The following is an 18,475-nucleotide window of genomic DNA, read 5'->3' as shown; positions in this document are numbered from 1 at the left end:
ACGGCGACCGGACAATGGGTCAGCGTTTAAACCTGTCGCGGCCCATCGATAGAAGCCGCGAGTCGGCGTTGCGATCAAGGCATCGTTATGATGAGCTTGCCGGCAACATGCCCGGCGGCACTTATTTCTTGCGCAGTCGCGACCTGCTCAATCGAGAAGGTTTGCTCGATGTGCAGACGAAACGCTCCTGTGTCATACAGGCGCGCCGCTTCTGCAAACGCGGTCTCGGGATGTTCGAGCGATGTAGCGGAAAACACCACGCCATATTGATGCGCCGTGACATCGGAAGTGGAAACAACTCGGGTCGGGTTGCCAACGATCTCAACTAACTCGGCTATCGTGCCGGCCCCAGCAAGGTCTAACGCTGCGTCAACGCCTGCAGGCGCCAACGCATGCACGCGTGCGGCCAAGCCAGGTTCGTAGGTGGTCGGAACAGCGCCCAAACTGCGGATATATTCATGCTTGGGTACGCTGCCTGTACCGATCACAATTGCGCCGCGATGGCGCGCCAATTGAATCGCGGCGGTTCCAACCCCACCCGCAGCACCCGTTATCAGCAGGGTCTCGCCAGCCTTGATACCGACATGGTTGAGGATGCGTGTCGCCGTCTCGACGATGACTGCCAAACCGCCTGCCACCTCCATTGGCATGTTGTGCGGAACTCGCGCCCAGCACCTCAAGACCGCGTGTTCCGCTAACGTATTTCGACCGTAGCCAAACACCGCATCGCCGACTGCGAAACCTGAAACACCATCGCCGACCTCATCAATGATGCCTGCCGCCTCGCTGCCAACACCCGCTGGAAAGGTAACCGGCATGAAGTCATGAACATACCCCGCACGCAACTTCCAATCGATGGGATTAACGCCTACGGCTCGCACTCTAATGCGCACCTCACCGGGGCCGGCGTGCGGCGGGTCTACGTCGACGATGTTCAAGACTTCGGTGCCACCATATTGATTAAACTGAACGGCTTTCATATCGATACCTTTTAAAATGGCGTTATACAGACCCGACTACAGTTGAGTTCGAATGCTTGCGCCCATTGGTTCAGGCGGCCTCATCGCTAGGCCGTACATAAATTCTCAACAGCTACTTTCTGAAACAGGTGGGGACGGAACACGGCCGACGCCGGATGTGCCTTGGCGATCTCGCGGAATTCTGGTTGCTTGAAGGCGGCGCGCCATGCTTGTGCAGACTCGAAAATCGCGTAGTTGAGGTAAGTTGGGCTGTCTCCCAACGCCCGATGAAGCTGCGTAGAAATAAAGCCAGGTTGCCTTTTCATGAAAGCGGCATCAGCTGCCCAAGACACTAAAAAAGCCGCCTCGTCGGCAGGCGCTACCGTGCACAGGTTGACCAGCACTATAGGGGCGGCGTCGATTCCCATTTGCTGGCTTAATGGGAACGAAGGATCGAGAGGCTCAACACTGGACATGATCTATCTCCTCAATTGGATACTGATTCAGTTGCCAAGGCGATAACTGACTCCTGTGCGCTAATTCGTCCTGGGTTTTGCCTTGTCGATACAGGGTAAGCAGGCAGGAGGACAGTTTCTGGCACCAGGGTTGTGCGGTGTCTGCTGGGTAGCGTTTCCGGCGGCATGGTTAGGCTGATGGCATTGCAGGCTGCAAAGCTGAGCGGAAGCGCCCTCAGTCGGATATTCGTAGGTACGCATAATGTATATTATGTTAAATTATGGAATCAGATGCCCGCCGATAAAACTGATTCTACGCTCTACGTGTCACCCAGCTACTTTTAGGATCTCAGCCACCACCTGCTTCACTGCGTCTTCGATCGCACCTTCATTACGGCACATCACCCAGCCATGATCCGCAACCGCCTGCTCGAACATCTCTGTGCATGCAACATGCTCTGCATACTTCTGGATCACTGTACCGCCCAATCCTCGCGACCGTGCAATTGCCCTTGCCCACGAAATATCCGGCGCGGTCACAACGCCGACATGCACATCCGGCACTCGCACGTCGCGCTCCCGGTTCAACTGAAGAATCTCTGCAAACGAGACGGTGTGTCGAAACGCAGCATCAGACGGATACCAGCGATCAATCAGGATAATGCTGTCCAACGGCTGCTGAGTCAGTACGTTCCGGGATATCCAGCTGCGACTGTCGGCAAAGCGCTCGCACACAGCCCACTCCAGATCCCGTGAGGGATTTCTGGCAAGTTCATTAACCAAGGCCATGGTTTCCCTTCTGTAGGGATCGCTTTTCCTCTCGCAAAGTCGGATGACTTTCTTGTTGTCCGCCCTCAGCATTGCCGTTACGGCCTCCAATAGCGTGGTTTTGCCGGTGCCTTTGGGTCCATCCAGAGAAACAAAAAACGGAATATTCATTTGTCACACAATAATCAGGAGAATGATGACCACTCTAACTGCATCTTCAGCTGTCCACGCACCCACGCACTTTCATAAGTAATTTCCCCTCCCCCTGGCGTAGGGTTTGCGGGGTGCCGAAGCGCGCAAGGTAGTCAGGGGATGCGCAGATGGCCCAGCGTTGACGGGTCAATCGCCGCGCTACCAGGCCGCTGGTGTCCTGCAGTTCGCCGAACCGCACCAACAAATCGATACCCTCTTCTTCGAATGGGTCCACCAGGTGATCGGAAAACGTCAGGCTCACTGCCAGGTATGTATGCTTCAATAAGTAGGGTACGGTAGATCGTGCAGACGGAACGACTTCCCTGGAGATTACATGAATGCTTACACGCAATTAATTGTTGAGGTTTACTACGAAGAGATAGTAACGCCCCTGCTGCTGTCGTTCGCCTTAGTCGTCTTCTTGATCTGCACAATCAAGAAAGTTTCAGGTGTTTCTCAATGGAAAATAGCGGCACTGTTCACGATAGGGTTTGTTTCAATCATCTTCTGGCCTCATGCAGGGTTGATTATTTTTCCTGAACCCTGCATGCCCGCCTCTGGCCTCCCCACAGCGCCTTGCCATTTCAGCCCTTGGGTTCGCGTTAAGCTGGGTTTGTTCTACGGTACGTTTGGGGCGCTCCTTGCGCTACTTTCCTGGAAGACCTGGCAGTTTTTAGCCAAAAAACTATTGCCAGGAAGTCCGGAAACCAAGATTAACGGCCTTTAGCGTTTTCAGGTAAATGCCGGTGTGCGCATGAGCTGATAACTCAAGCGTTGCTCAACGCTTGCATTGCAGATTGCAGATTTTTTGGTCAGGCACCCTGCTTGTGGCGTTGAGCTTGAACTCGCTTGAGTAGGACTTTCGCTTATCTGCACACCGCAGGTTTAGGCGCCATCATAGCGCCCTGTTGCGGTGTGCAAATTCATCAGGCCCGTTCAGCTGTGCGCCTGAGTCAGCGGCGAAAGAGGCGGTCCATAACCAGCAGTGCGACTGCACCGATTGCGATCGCGGCGACTGGCTTTTCTTTAACGAACGTCGATACGCTGTCCAATGCATCGCCATAGGCTTGGGTCAACTGACCGGCAGCTTGGCGTCCAGTACCCTCAGCTTCCAGCTTCGAGTCACCAAACAGTTTCCCTACTGCGCTCTGCGCTTTGCCGGTAATCTTTTCTGCAACGCCTTCAACCTGTTCGCTCTTCATGATCCACCAAACCTTCATGTGTGAATGAGTAACCCAGGATAAGCCTGAGCTATAGACTATTTGCACAGAATTAGGTGGATGAGCGTGATGATTAGTTCAAAAATGATGAAGCTCATAAGCTGCCTGGCCAGCCCTCACGGTTCAACCCGAATGACTGCCTGCGCTCAATGCTGTTCCCATGGCGGGCAAGGTTGGTAACCCTTGTTTGGTAATCGCCGACGCTACCGCACTGTTCACTTGGATTGGTGGCCTCACTCCTCCCACCGCAACACCGTATAGGCCCGCCCCTTCACCGCATTCAACAACACCGTCACCTGCAACCGCGCGATATACCCATCACCGCGCTGCGCCCGGCTGTCAATCACCAACACCTCGCCAGGGTCCACACCCGCCGGGTTGCGCTTTGGCAGGTTCAGTGCGGTGCGCATCAGCGGGCTGGCAAAAGCCGGATCGGGCCGATCAAAGCCGCTCCATAGCGTAATCTCCGGCAACAGCCGGGTGTACAGCGCTTGCGTCATGCCCGGTAGTTGCCGTACTTCTTCAAGCAAGCGAAACGGCGGCTGGTCTTTATTCCGGCGCGCTAGCAGTTCATCAGCCAACTGGCTGGCTTGTGCCTGGCTCGCGCCGCACGCCAGCGCCAAGCGGGAAAAATCATCCGGTTCGGCGTTGTTCAGGTAGAGCTTGCCGTTCTCGCTGTGCAGGCTGACGTAGAGCTGCGCGTCGTCGAATGTCAGGGCCATTTCACGTCCGTCGGCGACCCACTTTTTACGCTGCACAGGATCAGCCAAGGCTTGCACCGCCAACTCGACGCCCGCCTCTGCCGCCAGCAGTGCCTGCGTGTGCTGGCGAAGGTACACGGCCTGGCGACTTTCGAGTTGCACCCAGGCGGCGAGTGAAGCCAACAGCAGGCTGAGCAAGGCCATGACCCAAAGCACCATCAGCAGCGCAATACCACGCTGGCGGCTTACCGGAGTGGCTCGGCTATCACGCATGCGCTTCAGCCTCTGGGTCAGGCGCGCCAAAGCTCTGCGCTAAAGGCGCACCGCCAGGGTGACGAACGCGCTGCGCGGGTTGCCGACCTGCAGTATCTGCAAGTCGCCGGTGGGGTCACTTGCAGCAGTGGCATCCGTGTTAATCGTTGAGATGTAGCGCTTGTCGAACAGGTTCACCACGTTCAGCGACACGGTGGTGTCTTTGACCGCGCCCAACTTGCCGAAGTCATAGCCCAGCGTTGTATTGGCCAGCCAATAGCCGGCAACGCTTGCGTCGTTGGTGTAGGTGAAATAACGCTTGCTCATGTAGCTGCCCTGCAACCCCGCATTCCAGTGCTGCCAATGCCAGTCCAGGGCGCTTGAATACATCAGCTTGGGCGTGTCGACCACGGTCTTGCCTTTGACGTGAACCTGGCTGGTGCCGCTTTGGTAATCGTCGTCGTATGTGCTGTGGTTGTAGGAGGCAGAGTTGGACCAGCTCCAGTTTTCGTTGGGGGTCAGCGCGAAAGTCAGCTCCAGGCCTCGGCTGGTCACCGAGCCGACGTTGGCCACGCTGTTCTGGCAAATCACAATGCCGGTGCAGTTGGTAATCGCAACCAGGCGGTTATCGAACCGGGTGTTGTAGACCGCCGCCGAAGTGGAATAAAGCGGGTTGCTGCGGCGCACGCCCACTTCAATGGTTTTGGAGGTTTCCGGTTTGAGGTTCTTGAACCCGTCTGCCGCGTCGACGGCCGCTTGGGTGGTGAAGAATGGGCTGTAACCGCTGCTGGGGAATGCGGCGACGTTTTCCGAGTACGAGGTAAACACCTCATCTTGATCATTAAGCTTATAGGTAGCACCCAGTTGCGGCAGGAACCGGTCTCGCGCCTCCAGCGAACCACTGGCGTAACCGCCGCCCTTGCCTTCCACCGTAGAGGTAGTGACCGTGTTCTTGGCGCCGAACTCCAGCTTCAAACGGTCGTCGAGCAAGGTGTAGCTGTCGCGCAGATAGAACTGTCGCGTCAGGTCGTTGTAATCCTGGGACAGAACGGTGGCGACCAGCGGCAACCCGTCGGTTCTCACAATGTGGTTCTGCGGCGCGGTGCCGGTCGGGTCGAACAGGTAGCGGGAGACGTCATTCTTGTTCGACTGAATCCAGAAGCCGCCCTGTATTTCATGCTGACCGAGAAAGTACGTCAGCGCGGTCTGGAAACCCGTGCGGTTGATGCCGTACACCGTGCTGCGAATCGAGTTGGTGGGCACGGTCGTGCTGCCACTGGTGTAGACGAACGGGTAGTAAGAGTTGCCGCGGCCTGAGTCGTGGTGGTGATAGACCGTGGCGTCCAGCAGCAGATCATCGGTGAGCGAAAAGTTGCCGCTGAGGATGTCCAGTTCATCATCACGCAGGCTGCTGCCGTTGTAGGTTGCATCTGACGCCCGGGTGACGCCGCCGGTAAAAATACCGTTGGCGGCGTTGACGGCCCGCGTCCAGTCAGGCGTGTAGTAACTCCAGTTGTAGCCCAAGCGGCTGATCATGCTGGTCGACATCGACGGCAGGTTGGCTTCATTGTGCGTTGAAGTACTGTGATAGAAGCTCAGGTGATTGCCGCCGAAATCGTAGGTAACCTTGGCGTTGAGCGCGTCCGATTCCTGCGGGTTGTCGTGACCTTTCCAGGCGTCGGCGTCGTATTTTTCCCCCGAGACATAAGCCGCCAGGCCATTGTATTCGCCGGTATCGACGCGCATGTAGGTGCGTTGGGTGGCATAGCTGCCCAGGGTTTGCGAAAGGCGTGCGCCAAACTCCTTGTCGGGGTTTGCGCTGGTGAACGCGACCGTACCGCCCAGGTTGCTGTTGGAGGCAGTGCCCAAGGCGCCGATCCCGGCCGCGACTTCGCTCTTGGCGATATTTTCCGCGATGATTGCGCGGGTGATGCTCAGGCCGTTGAAGTTGGCGAAACTCATGTTGCCCAGCGTGACGCCGTCCAGTGTGTAGCCCAAGTGATGCATGTCGAAGCCACGCAAGCTGATGCGCTGGCTGCTTTCTTCGCGCCCGAGCGGGTCGCCCGATTGAAAGCTGACCCCGGCAAGACGCTGCAGCACCTTCATCGGGTTGGTGCCCGCCGAGTAAGCCTTGATGTCCTTTTCATCGACGCGCTGTACCTGGCGCGTTTCCCCCTGGCCAATCACCGAAACAGTGCCCAGCGTGGTATCGCCGGCGCCGGAGGCAGCCTCCTCCGCCGCGGCTGCCGGTGTCGCGGCGTCCTGTGCATAGCTCGCCGGGCTAAGGGCATGCAGCCCGATCACCAACACCAGTCGTTTAAGGGGAAAACCAGACGCACGCGCAGTCGATAACATGATCATGAAAGCGTTTCCTAAAGGCTTAATGAGGCGACAGGCTCTGGCGCCGTGTTTTTATTAATCGCAATGGCAGTCATCAGGGACTTTCGGTGATTACCGCCAAGCGGGTTATGCCCGCGCTTTGCACGTCTGCCAGCACCCTGGCAACGTGCCCGTAGTCGGTCGAGGTGTCGGCACGCAGGGTCAGCGCCACGTCCGGGTCACGCGCACGCAGGTTCTGCAGGGTGTCCGGCAATTGCGCTTCGGGCACAGGCTGGTCGTCGACGAACAACCCGCCTTTGGCGTCGATGCTGATAGCCACCGGCTTGGCGTCGTCCAGCGGCGCCGTGGCGACTGTCTGCGGCAAATCCAGCGGTATGGCATTGGTCAGTAACGGTGCGGTCACGATAAACACCACCAGCAGCACCAGCATCACGTCGACCAGAGGCGTGATGTTGATGTCACTGATTGCATCGTCGTCGTGGCTTGAAGAGAAGGCCATCTCAAGCCACCCCGCTCAGGCTGCGACCAGCGTCACGCTCGCCTTTCAATCTGAAGGCATGGCGTTGGGCGCGGTTCAGCAGGTCGACCGCAAACACATCCAGGTCGGCCACCATGAGTTTCAATCGGCGGCTGAAAAAGTTGTAGGCGAGCACTGCCGGCACCGCCACGGCAATGCCGACGCCGGTGGCGATCAAGGCTTCGCCGATCGGCCCTGCCACCACCGCAATGCTCGCTGACTTGGCTGTGCTGATGGCTTGCAGGGCATGGATGATGCCGAACACCGTACCGAACAGGCCGATAAAAGGCGCGGTGCTGCCGATGGAGGCGAGCACGATCATGCCGCTTTCAAGGGTGCGTCGTTCAGCGTAAATCTGCTGATGCAGGCTGCGCTCCAGCAGTTCCTGGCGGCTCCAGCTGTCAGCCGGTTCGTGGCCATCGTGGCCGCCGGACAGCGCTTGCGTGGTGACTTGCGCAAGACGCGCCAACTGGCTTTTTTGCGGACCGCTGTGCAACGCCGTATCAAAATCCTGCGCGGCCCAGAACGCCTGCGCATAGCGCTTGTTCTGGCTTTTCACCCTGCCCTGCTGCCAGGCCTTGAGCAGCAGTACGGCCCAGGTCGCCAATGAGAACAGCAGCAGAATGCCCATGGAGCTTTGCTGAATCAGCGTTGAGTAATCGATTGTCATGGTAAGGCGCCTCAAGGAGCGAGAGTGAAGGCAAGCGGAACGTTGACCCAGCCATCGACCGGGCTGTCACCGCGCTTGGCAGGAGTGAAGGACCACTGTCGAACAGCCGCGCGGGCGGCATCGTCCAGGGCCGAAAAACCACTGGACTGAGCAACCTCAACCTGGTCCGGGCGACCGTTGGCCAGTACATGCACGCGCAGCACTGTCGTGCCTTGCTGATGCCGTTTGGCCGCTGCGGGCGGATACACCGGTGGCGGGTTGTTCAAGTAACCGGCGCGGCCGATGGGTGCCGTGGTAGTCGGTTCGCGGCTGACGGGCGAAGCTGGCGCAGGTCGCTGGGTCGGCATCGATTGGGGCACCGCAGCAGGCGGTTGCTTCTCGACGGCTGGCTTCTGGGCCGGTTGTGGTTTGGCCGGTGGCTTGGCGGGCTGCGCACGTGGCGCCTCGGGCTTGGGCGCGGTGGCCACGGGTTGGGGGGGCGGTGCCGGTGTAACGGGTGGCGGCGGCGCCGGTTGTTCAACCGCCGGCGTTGGAGACGGCGGCTTGGGCTTGGCAACCATTTGCATTGCAATCGGCATCGGCCGGGTGATAGGCGGTAAAGGCTGCGCGGGCGCGCTGTTGCGAAACCATAGAAAGCCCGCCGCATGCATACCCAATGCAACAAGGCATACACAAGCAATAGGCCCCACGCCACTGCGGGGCACAGCGACTGCCGGTAAAGGTGTCGCTGGGGTATCGAACGTAACTGCCGGCGAAGCACGCAACAGATCGCAGTCGCGAAAAAGTTGCGCAGGATGACGCGATGAAAGTAACGCGAACATAACATCACCAATCGGGACAAAATAAATAGCAGCATGGCGCTTTAAAAAAGCTTTTAAATATCGCGTCGATGCGGCTGTTTTTATTATGATGACAACAACTTAAGTTGATTGAATAACAGCCACTTGTCTTTCCAATAGACCGTTAGACAGCACGCTATCGACCGGACACGGCATGCGCATCCGGCCGGCGCAATAAAAGTGTTCACTCACCGAACTGCTATCAAACAACTAGTTTGAAATAAGACCCGTGTTTCGACGGTTATCATTTTTTAGTGCAGACATGGCAGTCAGAGGATCGTCCGTAATGATGTAGCTGAAACTTTTGCCTGCGGTGTTCATGATCCAGTTTAGGCTTGTGCGGTTATCCCCCGTCTCTTGGCCAAAGCCCTTCTGGGATTTCCACAGCCAGTACTTGGGCTCCGTGCAGCAATGGCCATCGGCGGCAAAGAAGCTATAGAACTTGGTCTCCGCGACAGGCTGATAAGCACCCATGGTTTTCACATCGCGCGTGGTTCGCATGGCGTAGTAGCTGTTCATGATGTTGTTCAGCGGAAACCTGAGTGTGTTGTCATATTCCTTGAGTCGCACCTCGGTGGCGTAGACATATCCCTTGTTGTAGTAACCTTGCCAATTCATAAGGGAATTTGCCGGCCCGCCACTGGCGTCAATAAAGTCTGCACCAAACACCGGAATCAGGCGGAAGCGTCCGGCTTCGCTCTGGGCATTCATGATGCCCTTGGCTTCAAAATTGGCAGCGGTCGTGCCAATCACGTTGACCGGCATTTTGAAGTACACCCAACGCTCGGCCGGCGTGCCCCACCAGTTGGTGTGCGTCTTCACGCTCTGCCAGGCTTTTTTGGCGGCTTCGATGTTCTTCACATCAAGCAGCAGGATCATCGCGATTTTATCGCGCTTGATCGTGTCCAAAATGGCATCGAACGTGGGCAATTTCTGGTTGCTGTAGCCATTCAGGGAGGGATGACGAAGGTTCAGATTCAGGGTGTTTCCAAAATAGTTCGACAAGTTCGGGTTATAGCCGCCATGCCCGTAAGGGTCATACTCGGTCGAGTTTGCGGTGGTGTAGGCGTTGGTGGTTCGGCCGAGGTTGGAATCATGCAACACGATCACGTTACCGTTCCGGTCCAGTTGAAGATCGATTTCCGAACACTCGATTCCACTGCTGGCAGCCTGCTCAATGGCGGCGATCGAGTTTTCCGGCACATCGCGCAGCCAGTCCGGGTGAGCGTTGGTGCCTATCGCGGTGCCGTGCAATCCGCGGTGGGCGCAGACAATCGTAAGGTCGTTGTGAGCGTCTTTGAGTATCCCGCCGATCTTGTCAGTGTTGTACTCTGCGCGCGCAATGCAAGGCGCCGCCAGAACAACTATCGATGTGCACAGTAGAACTATTCTCGGTATACAAAACATAGACTTAACTCCCGCAAGGTCAGAAGTGGATTAGGTTTGTACGTGCGAAATCAACAGCGCTAGTCAGCCACTGACGATGACAGGCCTGCGCCTGACACCGCTTCCACATACACCGAAGGGGGTACGGGAGGTGGTTGCCTGGGGGACAGCAAAACGCCGGTGTCCGGGTCGTAGTAGTAGATCTCCTCAATATTGTCGATGCTGACTTTCAGTCGGCCTTTGTGCAGATCGTCATCCACGTTGACCAACCGTTTAGTGCCGGTGGAACAGCTCACGCTCGCCCCACCTGCAAAGCCCTCGCGCCCTGCCCCGGCGGGCTCGATCAGGCACATCGCGCCGTCAGGACGAGTGATCTGCAGCGCGCCCTGTGGCGTAATGCGATGGGTGTAGACCGGGCGACCATCAGGGCCGACCGTGGTAAATGAATCCCCGCGCTCAAAGCGCCTTTCCGGGGCATCGATACCTTTTACGCCGACAATGTTGTGCAGCAGCAGACCGTCCGTGCCGATGTAGTAGTGGGCGATTTGCGTGCCGGTGTTCGCTGGCCAACGCAGGTGCATGTGCATGTGGGGCGGCGCATCTTCATGGCCGTGAGGGGCATTGGTGTCGAACCCCATGATCTGGATCTTGCCCAGCCCGCGGCTTTCTACCGTGTGCCCAAGCCCCAGGTCACGCACGGCCTCACGCTGCGCGAACTCAAGCACGTTGGCCGCCGCGCGCTGCACAGAAGGAAACTCACCTTGACGATAAAAACCCGCACGACGTGCAGGGTCAGCATGCTCGAAGCGCAGGACCATACCTGGCTCAACGATATGCGTGGACACTTCGGCGGCCGTTATCGCATCCGCAGCCAGTGGCGGCAGTACCACGTACAAACGCCCGTCATCGAGCCTGAACGGAATGTCACCGGTCTCCAGAATCACTCGCGAGGTATTAGCCACTGCACCGTCGAACCTCAGTTCGAGCATCCGTGAGCGCGGCACTGTCAGCGCAATGACCGTCTCGCGCGGGTTGTCGGCGTTCCAGTCGGGGTCTGTCACTCGCCTGCAGGGGGTGCAACTCGCTGGATCGAAGCGCAAGCCTGGCCCTTCGGCGCGCTTCACAAATTTAATGACGGCGACAACAGTCTGGTCTTTGACGGGTGCAGAAGCAGCCATTGCGAAACTTGCGCTGAGCATTACGCTCGCCGCCAGTGCCATTATGGTTCCATGCGCGATCATGCTGCCAACACCCGTGCAGGGATGCCAACGCTTGCAATCAGCCAATCAACCTTCGAAAACTGCGCGTTCATAGGCAAGTCAATATCCATGTTGGACAGACAACCTGCGTTTCGAAGTGTGCATCGCAGATGCGCGCTCTCAAGACAAAACAGGTTGACTCGGAAAGTTATGCAGCAATAACGCTCCTGGCCAAAACGGGGTCATTAGATTCTTTAGCGGGCATCATCGCCGACAAGCACTTGGCGACGCGCTATTGAACTCATGCGCCTGAAATATTTCCTTACATTTGCGCGTACTCTAAGGTTTCGATATGACAGATTGAGGACATCGACACACGATTTGTTAACGGCCTACTATGGTTAGCTAACTAACAATGTGCATCGTTCAGTGTGCGGCGAAATAGCGCACGCCATAGAATTTTACACCGCTATCGAACTCTGGCTAAATGCCAGCCCCTTTGCAGCGACTTCTTGCATGTCTTCGTTGAAACGCATCTGCCCGTGGATTGCCTGTCTGGCCGTGTTGTTAAACATGTTGGCCATGCCGTTAAGCCGCGCTATGCAAACGCCAGACGTGCAGTTGATGCTGTGGGGCGGTTTTTGCTCCGCAGGCCCTTCAAAAGTACTGCCGCTTGGTTTCGTCAAACTTAGCGATCCGCTTCAACAGCAGACGCCCTCAAAAACCCTCATGCAACACGGCGATTGCTGCTGTGGGCATGCCGGCCTGGCAGCACTGCCCTCTAACTACTACCGCAACTTCCTGCCGCGATACACGCCTGACGCCGCGCTCGTCTACTTGGAATTACCCACGCTACATCCTCGAATTCGTTGGCCGAGCCTAAGCCCGCGCGCCTCGCCTTTCGCCTGATTAACCCTCGCAGTTAGCCGACGCATGTTCGGCGCTGTTTTCATTGCACGGTGTTTGTGCGGCCTGCCCGTGGCCACTTAAACACCGATGAATACGCTTGGTTATCAGGAAGTGTGCGTTATGCCTAGTTCAATCACTTTGCCGCGTGCAAAGCCTTTGTTTATTTGCTGTTCTATCTGGCCCTTGCTCTCGATAGGCATGCTTGCATCAAGCCCGCTGTCAGTGGCACTGGCCGACGCCAGCAACCTCGAAAACTCAACGCTGACCTTGGGCGCGGTCAGCGTCCAGGGCACCGCCAGCGGCCCGCTGAACACCAGCAATGTACTCAGCTCAGTCGATATTCTGGGCGCCGACATCCTCGATAAAATGCCGGTCAACTACAGCTGGGAGCTGTTCAGCCGCGCACCGGGCGTGATGCTGACTGAATTCAACCAAGGCACCACGTCCGGCAAAATCTCGTTTCGAGGCTTCAACGGCGAAGGCGAAGTCAACGCGGTCAAGCTGCTGATTGACGGCATTCCGAGTAACAGCAATGACGGCAACATGCCGTACATGGACATGATTTTCCCTATGGAGCTGGACAGCATCGAGGTGGTGCGTGGCACCAGTGATGCGCGCTATGGCCTGAATAACATCGCCGGCAACGTCAACATGCTGACCCGCACCGGTGGCGACTACACCAAGGCGCGCCTGCGCTATGGCAGCTTCAATACTCAGGAGGCCCAACTCGCCAAGGGTATTCAAAGCAGCAATTGGACGCAGAACTACTTCTTCGCCTATCAGAAATCCGCTGGCTACCGGGATCACGCTCAGGCAGACAAGTTTTCGATGTCGGGCAAATGGTTCTACACGCCGGACGACGACAGCTACCGCATCGGCCTAATCGCCCGTCACTACGAAACCGAGGCACAGGAGCCGGGTTATCTGACTGAGGAGGATGCGCGTCGTCATCCCGAAATGACCAACCGTTTTAACGCTACCGACACAGGCACGCGGCGCATGAACCAGGTCAGCCTGCATGTCGACACAGACCTGACTGATACGCTGGCCTGGTCAGCCAAGACCTACGTCAATACCTTTGATGACAGGCGTTGGACGCAGTATTGGCGCACAAGCTCGCAGCAGGAGCGCGACGCCTACGAGACACAGTATGGCGCCCTCACCTCTTTGACCTGGCGACCTGAAGTCAGCTGGCTCTACGATTTCGCGCTGGAAGGTGGCGCAGACGTACAACAGCAGCAAAACAAAAGTGAACGCTATCGCAGCAAAGAGCGCGCGCGCCTGGCCACCACGCGCGACCAGCAGTTTGACTTCGACACCTACGGCGCTTATGTCCAGGCCGAGATCAAACCGTTCGAGTCCCTGAAGATCGTACCGGCCTACCGCGTCGATAAAATTCAGGGCAACTTCACCAATGAAATGACCGGCACCGATTACGACATCAACCACTACGGGCTGATCAAGCAGCCGAAGCTCAGCGTGGTCTATTCGCCTTGGGACGTCGCCAGCGTCTACGCGAACTGGGGGCGTACCTTTCAAGTCGGCACGGGTGCGGCGGCGTACAAAATTCCGCCCAGGGATACCGACCTGGCACCGTCGATCAACGACGGCTGGGAAACCGGCATCAAGTTCACACCGGCTGACTGGGTGGACGGGCGTGTCGCCTATTGGCAGCAAGAGGCCTCCGGGGAAGTCAGTCGCAGGCTGAACGACCCGAGCGGCGAGTCGGATAACGTCGGCGAAACCCGGCGCTGGGGTTACGATTTACAGGTGAACCTGCACCCCAACGACCGCACAGAACTGTGGCTGGCCTACTCTTGGCAGTATTCGAAAATACTCCAGCCAAGTGCCACCTTGCCTGACAGCAAAGGTCAGCAAATCGACCACATCCCCAATCACCTCTACAACGCCGGCATCAGCTACAACGCGACACCTGCGTTGCAGCTGACTGCGTGGATGAACGGCCAGACCGACTATTACCTGGAGCGCGAAAACACCCAGGGCACGTATGGCGGTTACGTACTGATAAACCTCGGTGCAACCTACAAAGTGACGCCGTCGGTGAGCGTCGACCTGCAGCTGAAAAACCTCACCAACCGCTATTACGAATACGTGTGGTACGACCCGGACGGTGCCCAAGGGTCGTTGCACTCTCCGGGAGACGGTCGCGCGCTGTATACCGGAGTCACTCTGGACTTCTAACCGGCAACCTCGACGTACCCGCAAATCTCGATCAGGTTAAGGTCCGGATCGCGCACGTACACCGAGCGTATCGGCCCCGTATGGAACAGCCGGGCATCGCCCGATCAGGGCTGCGTAGTGATCGAATGCGCGGCCTTGAACAGGATCTGCGCAACAAAGTCGATCTCTTGCTCGGTGATGATCAGCGGCGGCAGAAAACGTACGGTTGCGCCGTGACGCCCGCCCAATTCCACGATCAAACCGTGCCGCAAGCAGGCCTGCTGGAACGCCTTGGCGCGCACAGCGTCGACCGGCGGGTGCCCTTGTACATCGGCAACCCCGTGCGGGTCGACGATTTCCATGCCGAGCATCAGCCCGCGCCCGCGCACATCGCCGACCCAGGCGAATTCGCTTTGCAGCGCCTGCAACTGTTTGCGCAGGTGTGCGCCCACGCTCTCGGCGTGCGCCACCAATTGGTTGTCGCGAATAAAGCGCAAGGTCGCCGTGCCGGCCGCCATCGCCAGTTGGTTGCCACGAAAGGTGCCCGCATGCGCGCCGGGTTGCCATACATCCAGCGAATCGTTGTAGACCACGACCGACAACGGCAAGCCGCCGCCGATGGCCTTGGACAAGGTGATCACGTCCGGGGTAATGCCCGACTGCTCGAAGCCGAACATGCGCCCGCTGCGCGCGATACCGCACTGGATTTCGTCGACGATCAGCGGAATACCGTGGGCGCTGGTCAAGCGGCGCAGTTCCTGCAGCCAGCGGTCTGGCGCTGCGATCACACCGCCCTCGCCCTGGATAGGTTCCAGGATCATCGCGGCCGGCAAGGTGACGCCGCTTTCCGGGTCGTTAAGCAGATGTTCCAGATAACGCACGTTGAGGGTCACGCCCTCCTCGCCTGCAACGCCAAACGGGCAGCGATAATCGTGCGGGTACGGCAGGCGCTGCACACCCGGCATCAATGCGCCGAGGGCATTTTTTGGCGACAGGTTGCCGCTGATCGCCAAGGTGCCCAAGGTCATGCCGTGATAAGCACCTTCGAACGCCAGCACCGAATGCCGCCCGGTCGCGGTACGCGTCAATTTAAGCGCGGCTTCCACCGCATCCGCGCCACTCGGGCCGCAAAACTGGATACGTGCAGTGCGCGCGAAATCGGCGGGCAGGCAGCCGAAGACTTCCTGAACAAAGGCGTCCTTTACCGGTGTCATCAGGTCCAGCGTGTGCATGGGCACACCGGCGGCCATCAGTTGGGTGATTGCTTGAATGATCACCGGGTGGTTGTGGCCCAACGCCAGGGTGCCGGCACCGGCCAAACAATCGACAAACACTTGGCCGCGACTGTCCTGTACGTAAATCCCATGCGCGCGCTCCAGCACCAGCGGGATGCGGCGCGGGTAGCTGCGGGCGTTCGATTCCTGCTGTTGCTGGCGCTCCAGCATCGGCGTCAGGTCCAGGCAATAAGGCTGCGACAGGCCCGTGTGCGACAGGCGTAGCTGTGACGCGCCACCGGTTGTGGCATTCGAAAAAGCGTTCATTACGTCCTCCACGGAGGCTGGGTTTGGAAGCAAGCAGCGCTGCCCGGGCACGCATGCGCCCGGCAGCCAAACTCTTGAAACCAGACGCAGGGAACGCGCATCCCTGCGCCCATCGACTTACATGTCGTAACGCAGCACCAGGCCGAACGTACGCGGGGCGCCCACGTCAATGATGTCGCCGATGCGGTTGCTGGTAACGTATTCCTTGCCGAACGCGTTTTTCAGGTAACCGGACACCGCCACATTCTTGGTGACCTTGTATTCAGTGCTGAAGTTGGTCAGCACATAGTTGTCGCTGCGGCGTACTTTGCTGACTTGGCCGTTATCATCGAACTCGAAGTCGGACGGCGCCGTGCTTTGATAGGTGAGGTCAGTGTTAAGGGTCAGGCGCTCGTTCCAGCGGTACGTACCGCCCACCGACATTTTGTACTTCGGCGAATAAAGGAACGGCTGGCCGCTGCGGTCAAGGCCATCACCGGTGTTGAAGTCCTTGTACTTGGCGTCGGTGACGGCGCCGCCGACGTTCAGGGTCAACTGCTCACCGAAGTCTTTTTCGACAGACACTTCCAGACCTTTGATGTCGCTGCGCCCGGCGTTGTAAACCAGGAAGAAATCACCCGACGGGTCAAGCACGCTGACCTGCTGGTCTTTCCAGTCGGTGTAGTACAGGTTGGCACGCGCACGCAGGGTCTTTTCGAGGAACGAACCACGGTACGACAGCTCGTAGTTGGTGGTGTATTCAGGATCGTAAGCCTGGTGACCGCCACCTGCCCGCACGTTAACACCACCGCCACGGTAGCCCTTCTGCACCATGAACCCGACGTATTGGTCGGGAACGAATTGATAGTCCACGCCAATTTTCGGCAAGAACGCATTGAAGCTCTTTTTGACCTTGCCAGGGCTGGAGAAGTCGTCCTGCTTGATGTCGGTATCGTTGGTTTCGTAGTCGTAGCGCAGGCCGGTGATCAGCGTCCAGTTGGGCGCGAAGTCCCAGTCCACTTCACCGAACAGCGCAGCGTTCTTAATATCGACGTCGCCCTTGGCGGCACCACGCGGTACGTTGTTGAACTCCAAACGGTCGTGGAAGCTGTTGGTGGTGTTGCCGAAGTACACCCCGCCAAAACTGCGCACGGTGTCGGACTGATAACCCAAACGCAGTTCCTGGCTGAACATATCGCCGGACTGTTTCCGATAGATGACATTGTTGGCCGTGGCAGTCTGGTCGAAGTCCTTGCGCGCGGTGTAGTCCGAATGCGTGTAGGTGGTCAGGTTGGTCAGCGTCCAGGCATCGTTGAGGCGCCAGTCGATCTTCGCGCTCAGGGTGTCCTGGTTAAGGTTGTCGTAGGCCTTGGTGTTGGAGTCGATCTTGTAATACTGCACCTTGTCGCCGATGCGGGTGATCGAGTTGTCGCCCTGGCGGTGTTCGCTGTGCGCGTAGGTCAGCAGCACATCGGTGTCGTCGTTCGGCGTGATCAACAACTTGCCGCGATAGTTGCTGGTGCGGTGCGGGTTGGCATCGTCGTGGTTGGTGGTATTGCGGATATAACCGTCGCCGTCCTGGGTGTCGATGGCGATACGCCCGGCGATCTTGTCGTCGACGATCGAGCCACCGCCCGCCACGGCTACACCGCGTTCACCGTAGTTGCCAATGTTGGTCTGCGCGGAGAACGACGGGTCAAAGGTTGGGTTTTTGGTCTGGATAACCACCGCGCCGGCCAGCGAGTTGCGGCCCTGGGTGGTGGATTGCGGGCCAAGGAACACTTCGACCTGCTCGGTATCCCACAGCCCGATTGGGCTCAGGGTCAGCGCGCGGTTGGGTTGCTGGGCGCCGTCAACGTACACCGAGACTGCACCATTAAGGGTGGCCGGGCCCTGGTCATCGAAACCCGACACCGGCACACCGCGGATGCCCCAGTTTTCGTTACCGGCCTGGTTGTACACGCCAGGGGTACGCGCAAATACGTCGATCAGGCTGTGATCCGCCTTGTCGCGCAGTTGCTGTTCCGTCACCACGGCTACACTCGACTGGGTTTGCTCAAGCGTGCGGTTGATTTTTTCACCGGTGACGGTGATCGGAGCCATTTCCAGTGCGGCTGGCTGATCGTCGGCCCATGCGCTGTTCATCAGGCACATAGCAGACCCTACCGCCAACGCAAGTGTATTAATTTTGTAATTCACGCCCCGCCCCCTACCGCAGTTGTTTATGCAGTTATTGGTATTTTTATCCGTCGGCAAACCGCTGTTTTTTCCCAGCGGGGCGGAGTCTAGTCGAAAAAAAATATTAAAGGAATAGTATTGATAATCCCTCGCATTCACACCTAGTATGGCCTCAGTATCGAGATGCAC

16 protein-coding genes and 1 pseudogene are annotated in these 18,475 nt (G+C 57.9%); 3 read left to right on the top strand and 14 right to left on the bottom strand.

Going from position 1 to position 18,475, the window contains the following annotated elements; all coding sequences use genetic code 11:
• Window positions 1-74 precede the first annotated feature (74 nt).
• The 4 genes and pseudogenes from ACOZK9_RS23000 to ACOZK9_RS22985 form a co-directional block, all read right to left on the bottom strand.
• Window positions 75-980 (bottom strand): NADP-dependent oxidoreductase, encoded by a 906-nt coding sequence (locus ACOZK9_RS23000; RefSeq protein WP_421556626.1) that lies wholly within the window; start codon window positions 978-980, stop codon window positions 75-77.
• 86 nt (window positions 981-1,066) lie between these two features.
• Entirely contained in the window at window positions 1,067-1,435 is a 369-nt protein-coding gene (locus ACOZK9_RS22995; RefSeq protein WP_152749220.1) for an antibiotic biosynthesis monooxygenase family protein, read from the bottom strand.
• Between the two features lie 306 nt (window positions 1,436-1,741).
• On the bottom strand, window positions 1,742-2,353 hold the full coding sequence (locus tag ACOZK9_RS22990; protein ID WP_152749180.1) for a dTMP kinase: 612 nt from the start codon (window positions 2,351-2,353) through the stop codon (window positions 1,742-1,744).
• Window positions 2,354-2,453: 100 nt separating this feature from the next.
• Window positions 2,454-2,642, bottom strand: a pseudogene (locus ACOZK9_RS22985) (LysR substrate-binding domain-containing protein); the annotation flags it as partial.
• 66 nt (window positions 2,643-2,708) lie between these two features.
• On the opposite strand from ACOZK9_RS22985, the gene ACOZK9_RS22980 reads away from it, so the two are divergent.
• A complete protein-coding gene (locus ACOZK9_RS22980) occupies window positions 2,709-3,101 on the top strand; it encodes a hypothetical protein (RefSeq protein WP_152749179.1) in 393 nt (130 codons plus the stop codon).
• Between the two features lie 226 nt (window positions 3,102-3,327).
• Here ACOZK9_RS22980 and ACOZK9_RS22975 read toward each other — a convergent pair whose 3' ends face one another.
• The 8 genes from ACOZK9_RS22975 to ACOZK9_RS22940 form a co-directional block, all read right to left on the bottom strand.
• Window positions 3,328-3,576 carry a CsbD family protein gene (locus ACOZK9_RS22975; RefSeq protein WP_058412036.1) on the bottom strand — a complete coding sequence of 83 codons (249 nt, stop codon included), beginning with the start codon at window positions 3,574-3,576 and terminating at the stop codon, window positions 3,328-3,330.
• A 251-nt stretch (window positions 3,577-3,827) separates the two neighbouring features.
• On the bottom strand, window positions 3,828-4,568 hold the full coding sequence (locus ACOZK9_RS22970) for a type II secretion system minor pseudopilin (RefSeq protein WP_152749178.1): 741 nt from the start codon (window positions 4,566-4,568) through the stop codon (window positions 3,828-3,830).
• 39 nt (window positions 4,569-4,607) lie between these two features.
• Window positions 4,608-6,908, bottom strand: a complete 2,301-nt coding sequence (locus ACOZK9_RS22965; RefSeq protein WP_421556625.1) for a TonB-dependent receptor — start codon at window positions 6,906-6,908, stop codon at window positions 4,608-4,610.
• A gap of 73 nt (window positions 6,909-6,981) precedes the next feature.
• Complete coding sequence (locus ACOZK9_RS22960; protein ID WP_122250722.1) at window positions 6,982-7,386, bottom strand: ExbD/TolR family protein; 405 nt, start codon at window positions 7,384-7,386, stop codon at window positions 6,982-6,984.
• Between the two features lies 1 nt (window position 7,387).
• Window positions 7,388-8,074 (bottom strand): MotA/TolQ/ExbB proton channel family protein, encoded by a 687-nt coding sequence (locus tag ACOZK9_RS22955; protein WP_058412032.1) that lies wholly within the window; start codon window positions 8,072-8,074, stop codon window positions 7,388-7,390.
• 11 nt (window positions 8,075-8,085) lie between these two features.
• Complete coding sequence (locus ACOZK9_RS22950; protein ID WP_421556624.1) at window positions 8,086-8,724, bottom strand: energy transducer TonB; 639 nt, start codon at window positions 8,722-8,724, stop codon at window positions 8,086-8,088.
• A gap of 399 nt (window positions 8,725-9,123) precedes the next feature.
• A complete protein-coding gene (locus ACOZK9_RS22945) occupies window positions 9,124-10,320 on the bottom strand; it encodes a glycerophosphodiester phosphodiesterase family protein (RefSeq protein WP_152746365.1) in 1,197 nt (398 codons plus the stop codon).
• A gap of 59 nt (window positions 10,321-10,379) precedes the next feature.
• Window positions 10,380-11,360 (bottom strand): hypothetical protein, encoded by a 981-nt coding sequence (locus ACOZK9_RS22940; RefSeq protein ID WP_421556623.1) that lies wholly within the window; start codon window positions 11,358-11,360, stop codon window positions 10,380-10,382.
• A gap of 654 nt (window positions 11,361-12,014) precedes the next feature.
• Here ACOZK9_RS22940 and ACOZK9_RS22935 point away from each other — a divergent pair.
• Window positions 12,015-12,407, top strand: a complete 393-nt coding sequence (locus ACOZK9_RS22935; protein ID WP_421556622.1) for a DUF2946 domain-containing protein — start codon at window positions 12,015-12,017, stop codon at window positions 12,405-12,407.
• Window positions 12,408-12,605: 198 nt separating this feature from the next.
• Window positions 12,606-14,609, top strand: coding sequence for a TonB-dependent receptor (locus ACOZK9_RS22930; RefSeq protein ID WP_421556621.1), 2,004 nt, complete (start codon window positions 12,606-12,608; stop codon window positions 14,607-14,609).
• Window positions 14,610-14,713: 104 nt separating this feature from the next.
• On the opposite strand, the gene ACOZK9_RS22925 is transcribed toward ACOZK9_RS22930, so the two are convergent.
• Together ACOZK9_RS22925 and ACOZK9_RS22920 are read right to left on the bottom strand one after the other, a co-directional pair.
• Window positions 14,714-16,129, bottom strand: a complete 1,416-nt coding sequence (locus tag ACOZK9_RS22925; RefSeq protein WP_152749173.1) for a diaminobutyrate--2-oxoglutarate transaminase — start codon at window positions 16,127-16,129, stop codon at window positions 14,714-14,716.
• Window positions 16,130-16,246: 117 nt separating this feature from the next.
• Window positions 16,247-18,307: a TonB-dependent receptor gene (locus tag ACOZK9_RS22920; RefSeq protein ID WP_058412028.1), complete on the bottom strand. Its 2,061-nt coding sequence runs from the start codon at window positions 18,305-18,307 to the stop codon at window positions 16,247-16,249.
• Window positions 18,308-18,475: the final 168 nt, after the last annotated feature.

The sequence above is a fragment of the Pseudomonas kitaguniensis genome, from assembly GCF_049199985.1.
GTDB lineage: Bacteria > Pseudomonadota > Gammaproteobacteria > Pseudomonadales > Pseudomonadaceae > Aquipseudomonas > Aquipseudomonas kitaguniensis.
Note: the sequence above shows the minus strand (reverse complement) of the source record. Positions and strands in the feature narration are given on the sequence as shown.

Bases quoted from the DNA above. Each gene is read 5' to 3' on its own strand.
- ACOZK9_RS23000 (WP_421556626.1), bottom strand. From the start codon at position 980: ATGAAAGCCGTTCAGTTTAATCAATATGGTGGCACCGAAGTCTTGAAC.
- ACOZK9_RS22995 (WP_152749220.1), bottom strand. From the start codon at position 1,435: ATGTCCAGTGTTGAGCCTCTCGATCCTTCGTTCCCATTAAGCCAGCAA.
- ACOZK9_RS22990 (WP_152749180.1), bottom strand. From the start codon at position 2,353: ATGAATATTCCGTTTTTTGTTTCTCTGGATGGACCCAAAGGCACCGGC.
- ACOZK9_RS22980 (WP_152749179.1), top strand. From the start codon at position 2,709: ATGAATGCTTACACGCAATTAATTGTTGAGGTTTACTACGAAGAGATA.
- ACOZK9_RS22975 (WP_058412036.1), bottom strand. From the start codon at position 3,576: ATGAAGAGCGAACAGGTTGAAGGCGTTGCAGAAAAGATTACCGGCAAA.
- ACOZK9_RS22970 (WP_152749178.1), bottom strand. From the start codon at position 4,568: ATGCGTGATAGCCGAGCCACTCCGGTAAGCCGCCAGCGTGGTATTGCG.
- ACOZK9_RS22965 (WP_421556625.1), bottom strand. From the start codon at position 6,908: ATGATCATGTTATCGACTGCGCGTGCGTCTGGTTTTCCCCTTAAACGA.
- ACOZK9_RS22960 (WP_122250722.1), bottom strand. From the start codon at position 7,386: ATGGCCTTCTCTTCAAGCCACGACGACGATGCAATCAGTGACATCAAC.
- ACOZK9_RS22955 (WP_058412032.1), bottom strand. From the start codon at position 8,074: ATGACAATCGATTACTCAACGCTGATTCAGCAAAGCTCCATGGGCATT.
- ACOZK9_RS22950 (WP_421556624.1), bottom strand. From the start codon at position 8,724: ATGCATGCGGCGGGCTTTCTATGGTTTCGCAACAGCGCGCCCGCGCAG.
- ACOZK9_RS22945 (WP_152746365.1), bottom strand. From the start codon at position 10,320: ATGTTTTGTATACCGAGAATAGTTCTACTGTGCACATCGATAGTTGTT.
- ACOZK9_RS22935 (WP_421556622.1), top strand. From the start codon at position 12,015: ATGTCTTCGTTGAAACGCATCTGCCCGTGGATTGCCTGTCTGGCCGTG.
- ACOZK9_RS22930 (WP_421556621.1), top strand. From the start codon at position 12,606: ATGCTTGCATCAAGCCCGCTGTCAGTGGCACTGGCCGACGCCAGCAAC.
- ACOZK9_RS22925 (WP_152749173.1), bottom strand. From the start codon at position 16,129: ATGAACGCTTTTTCGAATGCCACAACCGGTGGCGCGTCACAGCTACGC.